A 17,283-nucleotide genomic window follows, 5' to 3' on the forward strand; every position below is an offset into this window, starting at 1 on the left:
AACGCCATCCTCGGCCGGCTGGCGTAGGACGATCGATCAAGAGAAGGCGAGAGCGCTTCCCGGATGGCCCGGCGCCTGCGCCGCAAGATTCCGGCGTCGGATTTGATGCCGTGATCAGCGGGCGTCGCGCGCAACGAGCGCGGCACCCGGAAACGCGCGAAGCAGGGGCGCCACGGCAAGCCGATGGCCGATGACGGTGTGGGACGTGCCGGTGATGCAGTCCTCGAAGTGCCATGCGCTTTCCCCCGCAGGCATCAGGACTTCGGTGTCGGCCCAATCGGTGGAAAGCGGAGACAGCCGGGTGCCGTCCCTGTCGAGCGTGGCGAACAGGCGCATGACGATGACCACGAGCACGCGGCCGTGATGGCGCCGCATGAACGCCAGCAGGTGTCGCTCGCGCGCGCCCCGTACTTCGAGCGCCTCGTAGCTGCCGTCGCGGAACAGTTCAGGGTCCTGCCGGCGCAGCGCCAGCAAGCGGCCAATGATCCAGAGCTTGGCGCGACCGTCCGGCGCCGCGGCGGCGAGCCCGGCCACCGTCGCCTCCAGATCCGGTGCGGCGGCGAGCGCATGCAATTCCTGAAGCCGCCGCAGGCGCAGGTCGTAGTCGACCGCACGGCGGTTGTCGGGGTCCACGAGGCTGCGGTCGATGAGTTCGCAACCCTGGTAGATATCCGGCACGCCAGGCGAGCAGTACTTGAGCAGCGTCAGGCTGATGCCATTGAGCGACCCGTAGTGATCCACGCGAGCCGCCGCGCGGCGCAGGTCCGGCAGGGCCGGCCCGTCTGGCGCGAGCACGCCGCGCACGAAATGCTCCAGCGCTTCCTCGTACGCGGCGTCGGGGCGAATCCAGCTCGTCCCCACCTTGCCTTCGCGCGCGGCCTTCAGCATGTAGTTCACGATTCGCGTCACGTAGGATTCGTGCGCCGCCGGGCCTTCGTCGAAGGCCGCCATCGTGCCCAGCACGGTCTGGTAGAGCAGGTACTCGTGTGCCGCCGTCACCGCCCCCCGCAGCGGGGCATTGAGCGCGCGCCAGCGCCGCAGCGCCAGGCGCCAGAGCCCGGGACATTCCGACAGCACGTCGATGCGCAGCCGCACATCCTCCGAGCGCTTGTTGTCGTGCGTGGAGGTCGCCAGCATTGTGTTCGGCCATCGGCGCTGACGGTCCCCCGAGGCTTCATGGAATTCTGCGCGGGTCATGCCGATGCAGTCCGGCTCGCCGCCCACCTCGTTGAGCGAACTCAAGGGGAAGTAGCGGTAGAAGGCCGTGTCCTCCACCCCCTTGGCAGCGACGGGCGCGCTGAACTGCTGGAAGCGCCGCGCGAAGGCCACGGTGTCCCGCGCCGTCTCCGGGGTGGCGTGACCCGGAGGGCGGCCGAGAAGCGCCGCGCGAACGAAGTCGAAGACCGTGGCATCGGGCAGGTTCAGCCGCTCGCGCGCCGCGTCGATCGCCTGATCGACGTAGTGGATGTCCTGCGGGCTCGCTTCCTCGGCGTTGTAGGTGCGGTACACGGTGAAGCAGGCAGCGACGGTCGCGATCAATTCCCGCAGCGTGTTGAGGGTGTAGTCGCGCGTGCGGCGGTTGCTCTTTGCGATGCCCAGCAAGGCGATGGCGAGCACTTCGAGATCCGACGCCAGCGTTCCACTTGCGACTTCGCGTTTCGCGGCGTAGACCACCTCGTGGAAGCTCTGCGTCATGCCGGTGAAGCCGCGCCAGATCCGTGCGAGGCGGCGCGCCGAGCGATGCTCGACGAGCACGGCATTGGCCACGTTGGCAAAGCGATAACCGGTGGTGCCGTGCACGGCCCACGAGACCGGCACGTCCTCGTGTGGCGCAGCGATCTTTTCGGCCACCACGTAGAGGGGCCGCTCGGGGCGCCCCTGCGCATCGACCGATCGCGGGAGCGTGCCCCGCCGCTCGCAGAAGCCATCCTGCAGGCGCTCGAAGTACTGCGCCGGATCCTGCAGACCGTCGGGATGATCGATGCGAAGGCCATCGACCGAGCCGCGCGCGGCCAGCTCCAGCGCCAGGGCGTGCGTGGCTTCGAACACGTCCTTGCGCTCGGTGCGCAGCGCGGCGAGTTCATTGACGTCGAAGAAGCGGCGGTAGTTGATCTCGTCGGCGGCCGTGCGCCAGTAGGCGAGGCGATAGGCCTGCGCCTCCAGCAGATCGTGGAGCGCGTTGCGTTGCGCGGACGCGTTCAGCGCTTCGACGGCTTCTCCCAGGGCGTGCGCGACCGCGGGCCATCCGGCGGCCAGCGTGGCGAGTTGCGACTTGAGCCGCTCCCTTTCCCCGGTGCTTGCCGCCCATGCTTCGTCATCGCTGCGCTGCACGGAAGGCAGTTCGCGGAGTGCGGCGGCCATGTCGGCCAGCCCCCGCTTCGCTTCATCGTCGCACAGGGAGGCTGCTGCGCGGTCCAGAACGGCGGAACAGGTCTTGATCGACAACGGAAAACGATGGTCGAAATAGCAGACAGCGAATTCCCCCGCATCGGCCATCCACCGCACTTGCAGTTCGCCCCGTTCCAGAACGTTGCCATAGTGGTCGCCGAGCACCGGCAGGAGTACCTTGCCCGAAAGTCCCGGCGTTGGCGACTGCCACTGGATGTCAAAGTGCATCGCGTGCCGGGAAGCCATGCCGTTTTCGAGCACGTCCATCCACCAGAGATTGTCCGTGCCGAGCACCCCCATGTGGTTGGGCACCAGGTCGATGAGCTGGCTCATGCCGTGCTGCTTCAGTGCGCGAGTGAAGCGCTCGAATGCTGGCATTCCGCCCAGCTCGGGATTGACTTCGTCATGCGAGACCACGTCGTAGCCATGCATGCTGCCCGGTCGCGCGCGGTGGATCGGGGAGCAGTACACGTGGCTGATGCCCAGCGTCGCGAGATAGGGAACGATGCGTGCCGCGTCGTCGAAGCCGAAAGCGCTGTGGAACTGAAGCCGGTAGGTGGCGCGAGGGATGCGCGAAGGTCGGCCCCGACCCGTGCGGGCCTCCGCCTGCGCTTCGACATGCGGCCGAACGCGGGCGAGTGCGGCGCACACCTGCTGCATCGTCTCGTTGCGCCACAGCGCTTCCACGGGCTGCGTGTACTTGCGCCGCCAGTTGGGATGCTGGTAAGTGGTGCCCGGCAGGTTGGGTTGTTCGACCTCGCCGAGAGCATCTTCGAGCTGCACCATCATGACTTTCGACGGCGCGGCCGCCAGATAGCCGTGCACGGCCGCGATGGCCGGAGCGTCGAGGAACGACTGCGTCGGATCGAGCTTCAGGTGCGGGTCCTGCCGAGCCATCGCTTCGGCCAGCAGGCGGCGCTCGTGATGGCGCTCGTGAAGCTGCTGTTCGAAAGCCCCGGCGTCAGCCATCAGACCGAGGTCCCGGCGCGTGTACAGGTCACGTCCGCTCCACCACCCGGCCAACGTCGCCAGGTCGTGCGTGCTGACCGCCGCGACGGCCTCGCGCGGATAGTCGGCGGGAGCGCGAAACCCGCCGTCCGCGTTGCGCTCGAAATACAGCAGCCGGTACGACAGCACGCCGAAGCGGCGCAGCGTCTCGCGCATCGTCTCGGGGACGGTGCCGAGGTCTTCGCCGATCACCAGACAGCGGTGACGCTGGCTCTCCAGCGCGAGGATCGCGAACAGTTCGTCGAGCGGGTAGTGCACGTAGGCGCCGTCGCGCGGCGTGCCTTTGGCGGAAATCCAGAAGAGGCGCATCAGCATCATCACGTGGTCGATGCGAATCGCGCCCGCGCCGCGCATGTTGGTCCGCAGCGACTCGATAAAGACCGCGTACTGCGACTCGCGCAGCCGGTCGGGGCGAAGCGGCGGCAGGCCCCAATCCTGGCCTTCGAGGTTGAAGGCGTCCGGTGGCGCGCCGACGCGGGCATTCAGGGCAAAGCTCATCCTGTGGCGCCACGCATCGGAACCCGCGCGATCGACCGACACCGCCAGGTCCAGGTAGAGGCCCAGGCCCATGCCCAGGGCGGCGCAGCGCGCGCCTGCCGTTTCGAGCTGACGCGCCGCCTGCCACTGGAGGTATTCGAAGTAGCCGATGCGCTCGATGTGCTCGTGCGCGAAATGCCGCACGGCCGCAGACGACGGATCGCGGAATTCCTCCGGCCAGGTGGGCCAACCCCAGACGTTCGGATCGGCCTCGTGGAAGTGCGCCTGCAGCGCTTCGAACAAGGCATGCTGGTGCAGCGCCTGATCGCCGTGCTCGCGAAACCGGGCGAACGCGCGGACCTCGGGGTCGGCTTCGTCCCGCTCGCGGAAGCGACGATACAGCAGGTCGAGCACCTCGTGCTTGGCGGCCGCCACGCCCGCATGGTCCAGCAGCGGTTCGGACCGGAGCTTCGCAAGCCTCGTCTGGAAGGCGGTGGAGCGTACGCGCTCCTGCGCCTGCGCGCAGTCGTTGAAGTCCTTCACCGTCTCGACGTCGATGTAAAGGATGTTCAGTTGCGCACGCGACGAAGGGCTGTACGGACTCGCGTGCGCGGGGTTGTGTGGGAAGAGCGCGTGCAGCGGATTGAGGCCCACCACATCGGCGCCCTGACGGGCTGCATGCTCGACGAAGTCCGCCAGGTCGGTGAAATCGCCGATGCCCCAGTTGCGGGCCGAGCGAAGCCCGTGCAGCTGCAGCGTGAACCCCCAGGCCCGCGCATCGCCTTGGAGCGCGGCGGGTTGATGGCACTGGGCCGGCGCGCAGATGACGAGGGTTTCGCCGGGCAGGGTGACGATGCTGAGCCGGTGATAGCCCTCGGGCAGCGGCAGTGCGAGAGGAAGGTGGTAGAGCGCGTAGTCGTCCCCGTCGATTCGCGTGCGCTGTGCGGCGTGGAGCCGTCCCGTCTCGACGGCGCCTTCATGGAAGGCGCCGCTCTCGTCGACCAGGCGCCACTTGAAATGCTCGACCCGTGCAGGCAGGCGGACGTCGACGGAGAACGATTCCGAGTCCGTGGCCACCACCTGGACCGGCGGAAGGGGCCGTCGCCACGCGTTGCGTTCGGCAGCCGCTTCGGCCGCCGCGAAGTCCATGTCGCGTGGCACGAAGTCCGCATCGCAGAGCAGCGCAGCGAGCGCTCCGGGGGTGAGGGCGTGCCGGCGGCCGAACGCGTCGACATACTCGGTCGAGATACCGTAGCGCGCGCACAGCCGGCCAAGCGCGTCCGCCTCGCTGTCGGATGGCGTTGCGCTCTCATGCATCCTGCGCCTCTTCAAGGCAAGCGCACAGGCCGCCCGACGGCAGCGAGAGCGTGGTGCCCTCAGCTGCGCTCTCTCTTGCGCCCATCATGTGGATGACTCTCCCCGGAGGCCACGCCACCTCGGCCTCGGCCTTGCCGAGATTGGCCACCACATGCAGGAACGCGGGCGAAGCCGCATCGCCATCATGTGCTTCGCCGAGCTGCCAGACCATGCGAAGCGCATCGCCCTCGCACGACCACTGGTGGATGCGGGTGTCGGCTCCGAAGCGGGGCACCAGTTCGGCTTGCCGCAACTGGAGCAACGTGCGCACCTGCCGGAGCACCTCGGCATGGGCGGGCAGGACCCGCTCGGATTCGTCGAGCTTCGATGCGGCGAAAGTCGCCTCGCTGTTCGGGTCCGGGATCTCCGGCTCCGCCGCGCCACCCGCGAAGGCATCGAAGCCGCCGAACTCCTCGCGCCGGCCGGCCGTCACGGCGGCGGCCAGTTCAGGTCCGAAATCGCAGAAGTACTGAAAGGGCGTCGAAGCGGCGTACTCCTCGCCCATGAACAGCATCGGCGTGTGCGGCGAGAGCAGCACGCACGCGCGCGCCGCCATCAGGAGCGCGGGGTCGGCCAGCGCGTCGATGCGATCCCCCGTAGCGCGATTGCCTATCTGGTCATGGGTCTGCAGGAAGGACACGAAGGCAGCCAACGGAAGGTGATCGCAAGGCTCCCCGCGCGGCGCCCCGCCGCGAAACCTGGACGGTTGGCCCGTATAGATGAAGCCCTGCGCCAGCGCGAGTCCGAACTGCTCCAGCGGCCGCTGCGCGTAGTCCGCGTAGTAGCCGTCGGCTTCCCCCGTCAGCAGCACGTGCGCGGCATGGTGCAGGTCGTCGTTCCATTGCGCGGTGCCGGCGAGCGGCGATTCTTCATCGTCGCGCTCCAGCCGGTGGGCTTCGTTGAGGTCGTTCTCCAGAACGACGTGCACCTGGCGGTGCCGGCCCGGTCCGTGACGCAGCGCGGCGCAGACTTCCTCGACGATCGACGGCGTGGAGGTGTCTCGAATGGCATGGATGGCGTCCATGCGCAGGCCGTCGAAGCGGTATTCCTCGACCCAGTACAGGGCGTTGTGCACGAAGAAGTCCCGCACGGTCCGCGAATGCGCGCCGTCGAAGTTGATCGCCGCGCCCCAGGGCGTCTGGTGCGCGGGGTTGAAGAATTGGGGGCAGTAGGCATGCAGGTAGTTGCCTTCGGGGCCGAAGTGGTTGTAGACGACGTCGATCAGCACCATCAGCCGCAGCCCGTGCGCAGCGTCGACGAAGGCCTTGAGGTCGGCCGGCGTGCCGTAGCTGGCATCGGGCGCGAAGGGGAGCACACCGTCGTAGCCCCAGTTGCGGCTGCCAGGGAAGTCGGCCAGCGGCATCAATTCGATCACCGTGATGCCCAGCGACGCGAGTCGGGGCAGCCGCTGGGCGGCCGCGGCCAGGGTGCCCTCGGGCGTGAAGGTGCCGAGATGCATTTCGTAGATCACGGCCTCCTTCCATGGGCGCCCGGTCCAAGGGTCGTCTGTCCATTCGTGGGCACGCGGGTCGATCACTTCGCTCGGGCCGTGGACGTCGTCCGGATTGAAGCGCGATGCCGGGTCCGGCACCCGGAGGCCGTCAGGCATCCGGTAGCGGTAGCGGTCGCCGGCGGTGGCTTCGCCGATCACGTGCTCATGCCAGCCCTCAGCGTCGCACCGCATGGTGAACGGTTTCCACCTCTCGCCGTGCAGCCATTCGAGGGTGACCGTCGGCACATCCGGCGCCCAGATGCGGAAGCGAACGCCGCCGCCTTCGAGCAACTCCGCGCCGAAGGGCATCGAATGGATGTGCTTCATGGTGTGACGAGACTGCGCCGCAGCAGCGCCAGCGAGCGGCCTTGCAGCAGATACGTCGCTTCGGTGAGCAGCAGCGACAGCGAGTTCTCCCGCGCCGTGTCGATCTGCCGGGTCCAGCGATCGTCGGGGCGTGAGGGCAGGGTGAAGGGCAGCGGCTCGTGATAGGCATTGAGCAGCAGCAGGAAATCGTCGTCCTGCAGCGATTCGCCATGCGGCCCCACATCGATGATGCCGGTGCCCGAGAACATCATGCCCAGGCAGCGCACGTGCTCGCCCCAGTCCGGCGGCGTCATTTCGTTGCCATCGGGGCGCACCCACTCCACGTCCTTGGTCTCGCCGTCGCCCGCGGGTTGACCTCGAAAAAAACTGCGGCGCCTGAACGAGGGATGAAGCCGCCGCGTGCGGATCAGCAGGGTCACGAAATCCCGCAGCGAATCGGCTTCGGGCGAGGGCGTCCAGTCCAGCCACGTCAACTCGTTGTCCTGGCAGTAGACGTTGTTGTTGCCGCGTTGCGTGTGTCCCCGCTCGTCGCCCGCCAGCAGCATCGGCACGCCTTGCGACAGCAGCAGCGTCGCGAGGAAGTTGCGCTTCTGACGCTCGCGCAACGCGTTGACCTCGGCGTCGTCCGTCGGTCCTTCGGCGCCGCAGTTCCACGAGAGGTTGTTGTCGTTGCCGTCGCGGTTGTCCTCGCCGTTCGCCTCGTTGTGCTTCTCGTTGAAGGAGACCAGGTCGTGCAAGGTGAACCCGTCGTGCGCGGTCACGAAGTTGATGCTGGCATGCGGCCCCTTGCCGGACCAGCCGTAGAGATCCTGCGACCCCGAGAGCCGGTGCGCGACATCGCCGGCGACGCCTGCGTCACCCTTCCACCAGCCGCGGATGCCGTCGCGGTAGCGGTCGTTCCACTCGGCCCAGCCGGGCGGAAAGTTGCCGACCTGGTAGCCGCCGTGGCCCAGATCCCAGGGCTCCGCGATGAGCTTGACGCGGTTGAGCGTCGGGTCCTGGCGGATCGCGTCGAAGAAGCCGCCGAGGTTCTCCACCTTGCCCGCTTCGCGCGCGAGCGCCGAGGCCAGGTCGAAGCGGAAGCCGTCGACGTGCATCTCTTCGGCCCAGTAGCGCAGCGAATCCATCACGAGCTGGAGCGCGCGAGGCTGTTCGAGGTTGACGGTGTTGCCGCAGCCGGTGAAGTCGTCGTAGTAGCGCGGCTGCGCGGCGTTGGCGATGTAGTAGGAGGCGTTGTCCACGCCGCGCATGGAGAGCGTCGGGCCGAGGTGGTTGCCTTCGCAGGTGTGGTTGTAGACCACGTCGAGGATGACTTCGATGCCGGCGGAGTGCAGGGTCTTGACCATGGTCTTGAACTCCTTCACCTTGCCCGAGGCGCTGTAGCGCACCTCCGGCGCGAAGTAGCCCAGCGTGTTGTAGCCCCAGTAGTTCTGCAGGCCCTTGTCGGCCAGGTGCCGGTCGTTCAGAAAGGCATGCACCGGCAACAACTCCAGCGTGGTCACGCCCAGGCGCTGCAGGTAGTCGATGACTGGCGCGCAGCCGAGCGCCGCGTAAGTGCCGCGCAGGTGCTCGGGGATACCGGGGTGCCGCATCGTGAAGCCGCGCACGTGCATCTCGTAGATCACCATGTCCTGCCAGGGCACCTCGGGCCGCCGGTCCTCGCCCCAGGTGAAGGCGGTTTCGAGCACGCGGCCCTTGGGCATGAACGCGGCGCTGTCGCGGCGGTCGAAGGAGAGATCCTGGCGCTTGCTGCCGACCGAATAGCCGTAGAGCGCATCGCTCCAGCGCAACTCGCCGATCAGGTCCTTGGCATAAGGGTCGAGCAGCAGCTTGTGTGGATTGAACCGGTGGCCTTCCTCGGGCTTGTAGCGCCCATGCATGCGGTAGCCGTAGGCCATGCCCGGCCGGGCTTCGGGCAGGTAGCAGTGCCATACGTCGTTGGTGCGCTCGCGCAGTGGGATGCGCTGGCGTTCGTGCCGGCCCTTGTCGTCGAACAGGCACAGTTCAGCCTTCTCGGCATGCTTCGAGAAGATCGCGAAGTTCACGCCCTGGCCGTCCCACGTCGCGCCGAGCGGGTACGGCCGCCCGGGCCAGACGGCCTCCAGGCGAGCGTGGTTGTTGTGCTTCGTCACGGATGCGGGCGGTCACGGTCGGTGCCGCGCGCCGGCCAGGCGCTCACGTGCGGGCGCGCAGCGGGTGGCTGCTCGCGCGCGGCCGGGTCGCGCGGACCGGTGCGTGGCGGCCGCTCCCGATCCCGCGGCCACCACTCCTCGATGCGCCGGGCGGCCCAGTCCTTGCCCGCAAGCCCGAAGGCCAGCGCCAGCGCGAAGACGATGCCCGCGAGGATGATGAGGAAGCTCTGCCGCACGATGTCGCCGCCGACCTTGATCTGGTCGAGCGCGATGAGCACCACGAAGAGCAGGATCGCGTACTGCGCCACCTTGCCGAGCAGCAAAGCGTCTTGCACGCCGGCGTTGCGCCCGTAGGTGATCACCGCATCGCCGACGAACTTGGCGAAGTAGGCGCCGAAGACCAGCACCATCAGCGCCACGAAGACATTCGGCACGAACCACATCACCCGCCCGAGCAGGTCCGTCACGTAGCTCAGGCCGAGGCCGTTGAACGCGATGACGAGCGAGATCAGGATCACCAGCCAGTAGGCCAGTGCGCCGAAGACGACGGTTGAATCCGACACCATGCCGCCCTGGCGCAGGAAATTGTCGATGCCCGAGCGCTCGGTGAGCACGTGGAAGTTGATGGCGCGCAGCCCGCGAATCACCGTGAAGCGCACCGCCTTGGCCAGCAGCCAGCCGACGAGCACGACCAGTGCGGCGAACAGCAGCCGCGGCAACAGCGCGCCGACCTGGATCAGGAATGCGCGCAAAGGCTCGAGATGGAACGAGAAGCTTTCCATGGACATTCTCCCGGGATGGCGTGTGCGTTGTTGCCGTCAGCGGACCGCCGTGCGCTCGATCAGGGCGAGGATGCCCGTCAACGGAACGGGGGCCCAGTCGATGCGGTTGTTCAGTTCGTAGCGCAGTTCGTAGAACGCTTTCTCCAGTTCGAAGAGTTCCAGCAATTGCGTATCGGCCGCTCCTGCCGTCGGTGCGAGGGCCTGGCTGTAGCCGGCGAGGAAGGCGGCGCGCGTCTCGTGTTCCCAGGTCTGCGCGGCGGTGTCCAGGCGCACCAGTTCATCGGCGTTCTGCGCGGCGCGCCGCAAGGCGCTCCATCGCGCGTAGTTGAACGAGCGCAGCATGCCGGCGACATCGCGCAGGGGTGACTGCTTGGTGCGGCGCTCCTCGATCGGGCGGGCCGGTTCGCCTTCGAAATCGATGATCACGAAGTCGTTGCGCGTCAGCAGCACCTGGCCGAGGTGGTAGTCGCCGTGGAAGCGCGTGCGCCACGCGGTCTTGCCTTCGAGCGGCACGTCGTCGATGAACCGGTCGATCGCCGCGCTCATGCCGCGGAGCCGGTCGGCATCCTCGCGCGCGCTGGCGGGCAGGGCAGACAGGTCGGCCTCGCCGAGTTGGCGCAGCGTGGCGGCAGCCTCGGCGCGAACGGTCTCGCGGGCATGGCGCAGGTCGGCCCCGGTCATCGGCTCGGGGTCGAAGGCCGGGTTGCCGGTGCGCAGGCCGAGCGCGTTGTGCAGCTCGGCCGTGCGCGTGCCGAGGATGCGGATCACCGCCAGGAAGGCGCCGTGCGGGTCGGGGGGCAGATTGCCGTCGGTGTCGCGCAGCTCGCCCAGCACGCGCTCCAGGTAGGCCAGCGTGTATTCCCATCCGTCGCCCTGGTTCGGCACATAGGCCTGGAGCAGGGCGAGTGTCATGACGGTGCCGTCCGCGGCCGTGTATTCGAGCGCGCCTGCGATCGGCACGCCATGCACGAAGCCGGCGTCCTCGGTGAGGAAGCGGCCCATCTCCAGTTCCGGATTGACGCCCACGCGCAGTTGCCGATAGCCCTTGAGGAACAGCGTCTCGCCGAGCGTGACGACCGTGTTGCTGCTGACCGGACTCGGCGCGCTCACGGGCAGCTCGTCGACGACCTCGATCGGAAATTCCCTCCCGAGCGCCGTCGGCCGGAAGTGCAGTTGCCCGCCGGCCGTGGGCAGCCGCGTCTCGCGAACGATTGCGCGCACGAACGCGTGGCAGAAGGGCGCGTCGAAGAAGGCATCGGCCATCACGCCCACATGCGCCTGCTGCCGCACCTTGGCGATGGCGGCCGGCTGCAGCGCCTTCATGCGCTCCTCGTCGGTGTCTTCCCACGCGAGCGCCAGCGGCATGAAGTAGGTGGCTGGCTCGGGCGGCCCTTTCAGCGATAGCAGCGGCAGCATCCAGCTGTGGCCGTCGATTTCCCAGACCGCGTGGTCGCCCAGTTGCGCACGGCTGATCTGCGATCCCTTGGTCGCGTACCAGCGCTGGGCCTCGATGTGCGGCGGCAGCGTGTCGGTCTCGAACTGCTTGCTCAGCCGGTCGGCAAAACCCATGCGCCACGGCACGACGCGGTCCCGGAACATGCTGGTCCACCCGTCGAAGAGGACGAGCACCGGGCGATCCAGCAGGGCCACGCCTTCCTGGTGCCAACTCGGCATCGGCGCCTCGTCGGTGAGCTTGAACCAGTAGAAGCCGTGCGAGGTCAGCGTCAGCAGGTAAGGCAACTCGCCGATGGGCGGGAAGGAGGTGCGGCCCAGCATCTCGACCGGCACCCGGCCCTTGAAGGCCGACAGGTCCAGCTCGACCGGCTGCGCAGCCCGCGACAGGTTGAACACCGACAGGATCACGTCGCCGTCATGCTCGCTCAGGTAGGCGAGGATCTTGCGGTTGCCGGGCTTGAGGAAGGTGCGTCGCCCGCGGCCGAAGGCCCGGCTGGTCTTGCGCACCGCGAGCATGCGGCGCGTCCAGTGCAGCAGCGAGCTCTTGTCGCGCAACTGGGCTTCGACGTTGACGGCCTCGTAGCCGTACATGGCGTCCATGATGGGCTGCAGGTAAAGGCGCTGCGGATCGGCGCGCGAGAATCCCGCGTTGCGATCGGGACTCCATTGCATCGGCGTGCGCACGCCGTTGCGATCGCCGACGAACACGTTGTCGCCCATGCCGATCTCGTCGCCGTAGTAGATGATCGGCGAGCCCGGCATCGACAGCAGCATGCTGTTCATCAGCTTGATGCGGTCCTTGTCGTTGTCCATCAGCGGCGCAAGGCGGCGGCGAATGCCGAGATTGATGCGCGCCTGCATGTCCGCCGCGTAGGTGGTGTACATGTAGTCGCGCTCGCGGTTGGTCACCATCTCCAGCGTCAGCTCGTCGTGGTTGCGCAGGAAGATGGCCCACTGGCAGTTCTCGGGAATGTCGGGCGTCTGCTGCATGATCTCGACGATCGGGTCGCGGTCCTCCTGCGCGATCGCCATGTACATGCGCGGCATCAGCGGGAAGTGATAGGCCATGTGGCATTCGTCGCCTTCGCCGAAATAGCCGCGCACGTCCTCGGGCCACATGTTGGCCTCGGCAAGCAGGAAGCGGTTCTTGTAGTTGGCGTCGATGGCGGCGCGCAACTTCTTGATGACCTCGTGCGTCTCCGGCAGGTTCTCGTTGGTCGTGCCGTCGCGCTCGATCAGGTAGGGAATCGCATCGAGCCGGAAGCCGTCGACGCCCATGTCGAGCCAGAAGCGCATGGTGCGGAACACGGCTTCGAGCACCTGCGGGTTGTCGAAGTTGAGGTCCGGCTGGTGACTGAAGAACCGGTGCCAGTAATAGGCCTTGGCGACCGGGTCCCAGGTCCAGTTGGATTTTTCGGTGTCGGTGAAGATGATGCGCGTGCCCGTGTAGAGCGTGTCGGTGTCGCTCCACACGTAGAAGTTGCGCTCCGCCGAGCCGGGCGGCGCCGCGCGCGCGGCCTGGAACCACGGATGCTCGCTGGAGGTGTGGTTGATGACCAGTTCCGTGATCACGCGCAGATCGCGACGATGGGCCTGTTCGAGCATCTCGCGGAAGTCGTCGAGCGAGCCGTACTGCTTGTGCACGTCCTCGTATTCGGCAATGTCGTAGCCATCGTCGCGCAGCGGCGACGGATAGAAGGGCATCAGCCAGATGGTGTTGACACCCAGGTCCTTGACGTAATCGAGCTTGGTCGCCAGGCCCTTGAAGTCACCCACGCCATCGTCGTTCGAATCGACAAAGGCCTTGACGTTGACCTGGTAGATCACCGCATCGCGGTACCACGTGGGGTCGTGCGAGGTGTCGATCTCTGTGGTTTCGAGCGCGAGTGCGGGCAGGGGAGCGTTCATCGGCACGGCCCTATGCGTAGTAGTCGAAGTCCCGCTCGTCGCGCACGCGCCGGCGCACGGCCATGACGTGCGCCGGCAGGCGATGCGGATCGAGTTCGATGTAGTGATGGCTGCCGCGCCACATGAAGCGCTGGTCGCTCAGCAGGTCATGCATCTGGAACGGTCGGTCCGATGGCACGCCGATCTCGGACGGGTCGAGATGCAGCCATCCGATCTGGGTGTGGTGCGGATCGAGATTGACCACCGTGACCACTGCCCGGTCGCCGTCAGGCGATACCTTCATGTAGGCAATGAGCTGGTCGTTGTCGATGTGCAGGAATTTCAGTGTGTGGTCGGATTGCAGCGCATCGTTGGCGCGGCGGATGTGGTTGATGCGTGCGATGAAGGGGCGCAGGCCCTGTTCGGCGCTCCAGTCCCAGTGGCGAAGCTGGTACTTCTCCGAGTCGAGGTATTCCTCGCTCGATGGCCCGCGCGGCTTGTACTCCATCAGATCGAAGGCGGGCCCGTACATGCCGTAGCTCGCCGAGAGCGTGGCGGCGAGCACCAGGCGCGCCTTGTAGACGGGTTCCTCGCCGGTCTGCAGCGCGGCGTGCAGGATGTCGGGCGTGTTGGGCCACACGTTCGGCCGGAAGTACTCCTTGCCAGGGCCTTGCGTGAGTTCGGTGAAGTACTCGGTCAGTTCTTCCTTGGTGTTGCGCCAGGTGAAGTAGGTGTAAGACTGCGAGTAGCCGAGCTTGGCCAGCCGGTGCATCACCTTGGGCCGCGTGAAGGCTTCCGCCAGGAAGATGATCTCCGGATGCGCCCGCTTCACTTCGGTGATGGCCCATTCCCAGAAGGCGAAGGACTTGGTATGCGGGTTGTCGACGCGGAAGACGGTGACGCCTTCGCCGATCCAGTGGTCCAGCACCGACTTGAGTTCGGCCCAGAGCCCTTGCCAGTCGGTGCTCTCGAAGTTGAAGGGATAGATGTCCTGGTACTTCTTGGGCGGGTTCTCCGCGTATTGCACGGTGTTGTCGGGGCGCCACCTGAACCACTGAGGATGCGCCTTCACATAGGGATGGTCCGGCGCGCACTGGAAGGCGATGTCCATGGCGATGTCGATGCCCAGTTGCCCGGCCGTGCGCACGAGGTGACGGAAGTCCTCTGGCGTGCCCAGCTCCGGCAGGATGTCCTTGTGCCCGCCCTCGGCCGCGCCGATGGCCCACGGGCTGCCCACATCGCCGGGCTCGGTGACGAGGGCGTTGTTGCGGCCCTTGCGTTGCAGGCGGCCGATCGGGTGGATCGGCGGGAAGTACAGCACGTCGAAGCCCATCGCGGCGATCAGCGGCAGCCGCTTCTCGACGTCGCGGAAGGTGCCGTGCTCGCCCGGCGTGTCGCCGGCCGAACGCGGGAACAGCTCGTACCAGGTGCTGAATCGCGCGCGCTCCCTGTCGGCCACCAGAGGCAGTTCCGCGGCAAAGTACGATTCGAGCCGCCGGTCGGGATGCCGCGCCGCCGTCTCGGCAAAGGCTTCGTCGAGCGCCAGTGCCTTCAGGGTGGTCGCATCCATTTCCGCATCGGCCGCGCCTTCTTCGAGCGCGCTTGCCCATCCTGACAGCGCATCCCGCTCTTCACCGCTGGCCCGCTCTGCGGCCGCCCTGATCTCCTGCGCGCCGGTGCGGGCGGCCAGGCGGATGTCGTCCGCATCGACGCGGCGAATCAGTTCGTGGCGCCACGACTCGAAGGTGTCGACCCAGGCGGACACGGTGTAGACGTATCGGCCCGGCACGGGCGGCGTGAACTCGGCGTGCCACTCGTCGTTGTAGCGCAGCTTCATGGGCAACTCGTGGCGGCGCTCGCTGCCGTCCTTCCACCAATGGAGCATCACTCGCGGAACATCGTGCCCGTCGGTGAAGACGTGGGCCGTGACGCGCACGGCTTCGCCCGCCACGCGCTTGACGGCGAAACGCCCGCCGTCCACCACCGGTAGCACGGCATCCACAACAGCGCGGCTGCGGCCATCCGGCGCCGGTGCGGCGGCTTCGGGCGTGGCGGATTTGAAGAGCCGGCTAAGCATCGCCGGCCTTCAGGAAGAGCGTGGACAGCGGCGGCAGCGTGAGGCAGACCGAGTGGCGCTGTCCGTGCGAGCGCATCGGCGCGGCCTCGACGGCGCCCAGGTTGCCCCAGCCCGATCCGCCGAAGGTGGAGGCATCGCTGTTGAGCAGTTCGTGCCAGGTGCCACCGTGCGGCACGCCGACGCAGTAGTTCTGCCGCGGCACCGGCGTCATGTTGCTGACGACCAGCAGGGCGTCCCCGGAGCGCGATTTCCGCAGGAAGGCCACCACGCTCTGCTCGTGGTCGTTGGGTTCGAGCCACTGAAAGCCATCCGATGAGAAGTCGAGCTCGTGCAAGGCTGCTTCGGCGCGGTAGAGGCGATTGAGTTCGCCGACGAGGTGCTGCACCCCCCGGTTCTCGTGCGATTCGAGGGCGGCCCAATCGAGCTGGCCTTCGTGCGTCCACTCGCTGCGCTGTGCGAATTCGCCGCCCATGAACAGCAGCTTCTTACCGGGATGTGCCCACATGTAGGTCAGCAGCGAGCGCAGGTTGGCGAACTGCTGCCACGCATCGCCCGGCATCTTGTTGATCAGCGACCCTTTGCCGTAGACCACTTCGTCATGCGAAAGCGGCAGCACGAAGTTCTCGGTGAAGGCGTACACCATCGAGAAGGTCAGCCGGTGGTGGTGGTAGCGCCGGTTCACCGGGTCTTCGTGCATGTAGGCGAGGGTGTCGTGCATCCAGCCCATATTCCATTTCATGCCGAAGCCGAGCCCGCCCATGTTCGTCGGGCGCGAGACCTGGGGCCAGGCGGTCGATTCTTCGGCCACCGTGAAGGCGTCGGGATGCTCGCGGTAGACGGCGCGATTGAGTTCCTGCAGGAAGGCCACGGCCTCGAGGTTCTCCCGGCCGCCGTGGCGGTTGGGTATCCATTCGCCGCCCTGGCGCGCGTAGTCGAGATAGAGCATGGACGCCACCGCATCCACGCGCAGGCCGTCGATGTGGTAGCGGTCGAGCCAGAATAGGCCCGAGGAGATCAGGAAGCTGCGAACCTCGTCACGGCCGTAGTTGAAGATGGCTGAATTCCATTCGGGGTGATAGCCCTGGCGCGGATCGGAATGCTCGTAGAGCTCCGTGCCGTCGAAGGAGGCGAGCCCGTGCGCATCGGTCGGGAAATGCGAGGGCACCCAGTCGAGCAGGACGCCGATGCCCCGTTGGTGCAGTTGGTCGACGAAGTACATGAAGTCCTGCGGCGTGCCGTAGCGCGCGGTCGGCGCGAAGTAGCCGGTCGTCTGGTAGCCCCATGAGCCATAGAACGGGTGCTCGGTGATCGGCATGAGCTCCACATGCGTGAAGCCCACGGAGACTGCGTAGTCCGCCAGCGCATGGGCCAGCGCGCGATAGTCCAGTGGCTGGCCGTTCTCGCGGCGCCATGAGCCGGGGTGCACTTCGTAGATGGAGATCGGCGCGTCGAGGCTGTTTCGCGCTGCCCGGGTCTGCATCCACGCGTCGTCGCCCCAGGTGTAGTCGAGCGCCCAGAGGCGCGAGGCGTTGGCCGGCGGGGTCTCGGAATAGAACGCGAGCGGATCGGCCTTTTCGAGCACCTGCCCGCCCTGCGTGACGATCCTGAACTTGTACGCCTGGCCATGGCGTGCGCCCCGGCAGCGGCCTTCCCACACTCCCGTCGAATCGAATCGCGGCGAGAGCGAATCCGTGTAGCCGTCCCAGCCGTTCCACTCGCCGATCACCGACACCGAGCGCGCATTGGGCGCCCAAACGGCAAATGAAGCGCCTTCGCCGCCGGGGTCCAACCGGCCGCCGAGGGTGTCGTAGAGGCGTGAATGCGTTCCCTCGCGAAAGAGATAGGCATCGGTGTCGTCGAACGGGGTGACTGAACTCACGGTGGCTGTCCTTGCGAGGCAAG

At 67.1% G+C, this 17,283-nt stretch carries 7 protein-coding genes; all 7 read right to left on the minus strand.

Annotated features, from left to right (window positions below; genetic code table 11):
• Nucleotides 1–114 precede the first annotated feature (114 nt).
• From treY to glgB, 7 genes are read right to left on the minus strand one after another with little or no spacing between them, the layout of a single operon-like run.
• The gene (gene treY, locus QTI24_RS26210; protein ID WP_286604351.1) at nucleotides 115–5,190 is read right to left on the minus strand and encodes a malto-oligosyltrehalose synthase; all 5,076 of its coding nucleotides are present in this window, start codon (nucleotides 5,188–5,190) and stop codon (nucleotides 115–117) included.
• Nucleotides 5,183–7,048 carry a malto-oligosyltrehalose trehalohydrolase gene (gene treZ / locus QTI24_RS26215; protein WP_286604352.1) on the minus strand — a complete coding sequence of 622 codons (1,866 nt, stop codon included), beginning with the start codon at nucleotides 7,046–7,048 and terminating at the stop codon, nucleotides 5,183–5,185. The genes treY and treZ overlap by 8 nt, the downstream gene beginning before the upstream one ends.
• Nucleotides 7,045–9,180 carry a glycogen debranching protein GlgX gene (gene glgX, locus QTI24_RS26220; RefSeq protein ID WP_286604354.1) on the minus strand — a complete coding sequence of 712 codons (2,136 nt, stop codon included), beginning with the start codon at nucleotides 9,178–9,180 and terminating at the stop codon, nucleotides 7,045–7,047. Before glgX ends, treZ begins: the two co-directional genes overlap by 4 nt.
• Nucleotides 9,177–9,962 carry a mechanosensitive ion channel family protein gene (locus QTI24_RS26225; protein WP_286604356.1) on the minus strand — a complete coding sequence of 262 codons (786 nt, stop codon included), beginning with the start codon at nucleotides 9,960–9,962 and terminating at the stop codon, nucleotides 9,177–9,179. The genes glgX and QTI24_RS26225 overlap by 4 nt, the downstream gene beginning before the upstream one ends.
• Before the next feature lie 36 nt (nucleotides 9,963–9,998).
• On the minus strand, nucleotides 9,999–13,325 hold the full coding sequence (treS, locus tag QTI24_RS26230) for a maltose alpha-D-glucosyltransferase (protein ID WP_286604357.1): 3,327 nt from the start codon (nucleotides 13,323–13,325) through the stop codon (nucleotides 9,999–10,001).
• Between the two features lie 10 nt (nucleotides 13,326–13,335).
• Nucleotides 13,336–15,381 (minus strand): alpha-1,4-glucan--maltose-1-phosphate maltosyltransferase, encoded by a 2,046-nt coding sequence (locus QTI24_RS26235; protein WP_286604358.1) that lies wholly within the window; start codon nucleotides 15,379–15,381, stop codon nucleotides 13,336–13,338.
• Nucleotides 15,374–17,260: a 1,4-alpha-glucan branching protein GlgB gene (gene glgB, locus QTI24_RS26240; RefSeq protein WP_286604359.1), complete on the minus strand. Its 1,887-nt coding sequence runs from the start codon at nucleotides 17,258–17,260 to the stop codon at nucleotides 15,374–15,376. The genes QTI24_RS26235 and glgB overlap by 8 nt, the downstream gene beginning before the upstream one ends.
• Between the last annotated feature and the right edge of the window lie 23 nt (nucleotides 17,261–17,283).

Origin of the sequence: Variovorax sp. J22P240 (assembly GCF_030316855.1) — a bacterium.
In the GTDB taxonomy this organism is placed as follows: domain Bacteria; phylum Pseudomonadota; class Gammaproteobacteria; order Burkholderiales; family Burkholderiaceae_C; genus Variovorax.

Bases quoted from the DNA above. Each gene is read 5' to 3' on its own strand.
- treY (WP_286604351.1), bottom strand. From the start codon at position 5,190: ATGCATGAGAGCGCAACGCCATCCGACAGCGAGGCGGACGCGCTTGGC.
- treZ (WP_286604352.1), bottom strand. From the start codon at position 7,048: ATGAAGCACATCCATTCGATGCCCTTCGGCGCGGAGTTGCTCGAAGGC.
- QTI24_RS26225 (WP_286604356.1), bottom strand. From the start codon at position 9,962: ATGGAAAGCTTCTCGTTCCATCTCGAGCCTTTGCGCGCATTCCTGATC.
- treS (WP_286604357.1), bottom strand. From the start codon at position 13,325: ATGAACGCTCCCCTGCCCGCACTCGCGCTCGAAACCACAGAGATCGAC.
- QTI24_RS26235 (WP_286604358.1), bottom strand. From the start codon at position 15,381: ATGCTTAGCCGGCTCTTCAAATCCGCCACGCCCGAAGCCGCCGCACCG.